The organism is Xanthomonas pisi DSM 18956, from assembly GCF_001010415.1.
Lineage (GTDB): Bacteria > Pseudomonadota > Gammaproteobacteria > Xanthomonadales > Xanthomonadaceae > Xanthomonas > Xanthomonas pisi.
In genome coordinates, this window is the sequence record NZ_JPLE01000126.1 from 1 (window position 1) to 2,879 (window position 2,879).

Consider the following 2,879-nt stretch of genomic DNA (forward strand, 5'->3'; position numbering starts at 1 on the left):
CCAGACCGGCGTAGGAGCGCGCTTGCGCGCAATGAGGCGCTATCGGCAATGCCTCATTGCGCCCTGGTGCGCTCCTACGCCGGTCTGGCCCATGCCGATCGATGCACTCAGCGCGATACCTGCGCGATCCATTCCTGCAGGTTGTAATAGTTGGTGACGCGGGTGATGGCGCCGTCGTGCACATCGAAGAACGCACCGCCCGGCAGCACATAGGTCTGCCCGTTGGCTTCCGGCAGGCCTTCGTCGGTGGTGTGGTAGACCCCGTGCACCACGTACTCGGCACCCACGCGCGTGCCGTCGTCGTTGGCAGTGATCACGATGTCGCGCAGCTGCTCGCGGTAGCTGTCGTTCATGCGTTGCAGAAAGGCCGCGAAGTCCGCGCGGCCGATCTCGCGTGCACCTTGATTGAGATCGTGCGCCACATCGTCGGCCAGGAACGCCAACATGGCATCCCAATCGCCGCGGTTGAAGGCAGCGTAATAGGCCTGGACCAGGCCGATGGCGCGTTGCCGATTGCTCTCGCTCATGCTCGAACCTGCCGCTGGGAAAGCCGCATCATAGAGCGGGTTTGGCGCACGCGCTGGGACGCGGTCAATCGTTCGCCCCATCTCACGCGTCTCCCCATCCTCGACGGCCACGCCGTTGTGCAGCGCACATGACCCAACCGCTGCGGCGCAGGGCCCGACCTGTCGGTGCGAGGCGCCTGAGCACCTCCACCTGCCACCTGCCGGGCAATGCCGGCTCGATGCCACGGATGAAACGCGGCAGCGTCAGGCCCCCTGCACCACCAGATCGCGATGGAAGAAATAGACCTCCTGCAGCAGGAAGCGCCAGCTGGTGTGGAAGCTGCGAAAGCGCGTACTCGGCGTGGACGAGGCCAGCGCATCCACCCCCAGTTCCTGGCATAGCCGCAGCGCGCGCGCCATGTGCAACGGGTCGCTGACGATGATCGCCCGGTGCATGCCGTGCCGTTCCATCAGCGCCCGCGCCTGCAGCAGGTTCTGGCGGGTGGTGCGCGAGCTGGTCTCGATCACGATCGCTTCCGGCGGCACGCCATGGCGCAGCGCGTAGCGCCGTGCCACCTGCGACTCGGCAAAGCGCGCGCCATTGCCGAAGCCGCCGGTGAACAACAACCGCGGCGCATAGCCTTGCCCATACAGATCCAGCGCATGCCGGATCCGCTCTTCGAAGACCGGCGACGGGCGCGCATCGTAGGCGGCCGCGCCCAGCACGATGATCACGTCCGCCGACGCCGCCTGATCGCGGTCGCCCACCCAGACGATCCAGCCGGCTACCGCCACCAGCCAGATCAGCGCCAGCATGCATAACCGCCAGCCCCAGCCCCACAGGCCGAGCCTGCGCGCACGCCTGCTCACGCGGCGGCCCACGGCAGCGCGTCCAGATCGACATTGCCGCCGGACAGGATCAGCCCGACCCTGCGCCCGGCAAACCGCGCCGGCTCGGCCAGCACCGCCGCCAGCGTGATGGCCGAAGACGGCTCCACCACCTGCTTGAGCACCTGCCAGATCAGCCGCATCGCCTGGACCACGGCCGCGTCGTCCACCGTGATCACCTGCGCGCCGCCGGCCTGCAGCAACGCAAAGTTCGGCGCCCCCAGGGTGCCGCGCAGGCCGTCGCAGACCGTGTCGGGCACGAAGTCGACCAGGCGCTGCCCGGCCGCCAGCGAGCGCGCGGTGTCGGCCGCTCCGCTCGGCTCGGCCAGCACCAGCGCGCAGTCCGGCGCAGACCGCAGCGCCAACGCCGCACCGGCTGCCAGCCCGCCGCCGCCGACCGGCGCCAACAGCACATCCAGCCCGCCGCTTTGATGCAGCAACTCCAACGTGGCCGTGCCCTGGCCGGCGATCACGGCCGGATCGGTGTACGGGTGCACCAGGGTCGCGCCACTGGTGGCCTGGACCTGGGCACACATCCGCTCGCGCGCCGCGATGGTCGGCGCACAGCGCCACAGCGTGGCGCCATGCCGGGAAATGTTGGCCAGCTTGGCGGCAACGGCGCCTTCGGGTACCACGACATGACAGCCGATACCGCGCGTACGGGCGGCCAGCGCCAACGCCGCACCGTGGTTACCGGACGAATGGGTGACAACACCGCGCGGCGCCAGATCGTCCGGCAGCGACCAGACCGCATTGCAGGCGCCACGAAACTTGAACGCGCCGCTGCGCTGGAGATGCTCGGCCTTGAAGAACAGCTGCGCACCGCAGAGTGCATCCAGGTAGTGCGAGGTCAGCAACGGTGTCGTCGCGCAGAGCGACGCAATGCGCGCGGCAGCCTGCAGGACATCTGAATGGGCAAGAGGGACCGTGTCGATCATGCCCGCAAGATTAACGTATCGCCCAACTCTTCACGGCCAGCACGCAGCGTCCCTGCGCATGCTGGATCAATGAAGAAGCGCCACATTGCGGCACAGTTAAGGACCGATTCAATGCAGCGGTTCGAAAGTGAGATCATGGTTGCAGGAGGGCACCATCCATGAAATTCCGTCTGATCTTCGCCGCCGGGCTACTGGCACTGAGCGGCTGCGCAACCTACGACTACACCGGAGGTGGATCGGGCGGCTATTACCGTGGCGCGCCCGCCGTGCAGTATCGCTATCCACCGGGGTACTCGCCTTATTACTACGGCAGTCCCTATGGCGCTCCGTATGGGGCCGGCGCAATCGGGTTGTACGATTACCCGGTGTATCCGGTCTATCGCGGCGGTGGCTACTACTACCGGCCGTATGATCGCCGGCCGCAGTACCGCCCACAGCGTCCGAACGGCTCGTTCAACAACGGTCCGCGACCCAGCGGACCGCGTCCGCAACGGCCCACCCCGCCACCCGCGACTGGCGCTCCATCCACACGGCCGCCGGCCCGGAT

Annotated in this window: 4 protein-coding genes; 1 reads left to right on the forward strand and 3 read right to left on the reverse strand. The window is 67.7% G+C overall.

Annotation, left to right across the window (positions count from 1 at the left end; genetic code table 11):
- Positions 1-107: 107 nt before the first annotated feature.
- The 3 genes from Y887_RS17300 to Y887_RS17310 all read right to left on the reverse strand — a co-directional run bounded on the left by Y887_RS17300 (position 108) and on the right by Y887_RS17310 (position 2,332).
- On the reverse strand, positions 108-527 hold the full coding sequence (locus Y887_RS17300) for a nuclear transport factor 2 family protein (RefSeq protein WP_046965527.1): 420 nt from the start codon (positions 525-527) through the stop codon (positions 108-110).
- A gap of 243 nt (positions 528-770) precedes the next feature.
- The gene (locus Y887_RS17305; protein WP_046965528.1) at positions 771-1,388 is read right to left on the reverse strand and encodes a YdcF family protein; all 618 of its coding nucleotides are present in this window, start codon (positions 1,386-1,388) and stop codon (positions 771-773) included.
- Positions 1,373-2,332 (reverse strand): pyridoxal-phosphate dependent enzyme, encoded by a 960-nt coding sequence (locus Y887_RS17310; RefSeq protein WP_046965529.1) that lies wholly within the window; start codon positions 2,330-2,332, stop codon positions 1,373-1,375. Before Y887_RS17310 ends, Y887_RS17305 begins: the two co-directional genes overlap by 16 nt.
- Before the next feature lie 158 nt (positions 2,333-2,490).
- Here Y887_RS17310 and Y887_RS19490 point away from each other — a divergent pair.
- A partial coding sequence (locus tag Y887_RS19490) for a hypothetical protein (protein WP_084726093.1) occupies positions 2,491-2,879 on the forward strand: 389 nt, incomplete at its 3' end.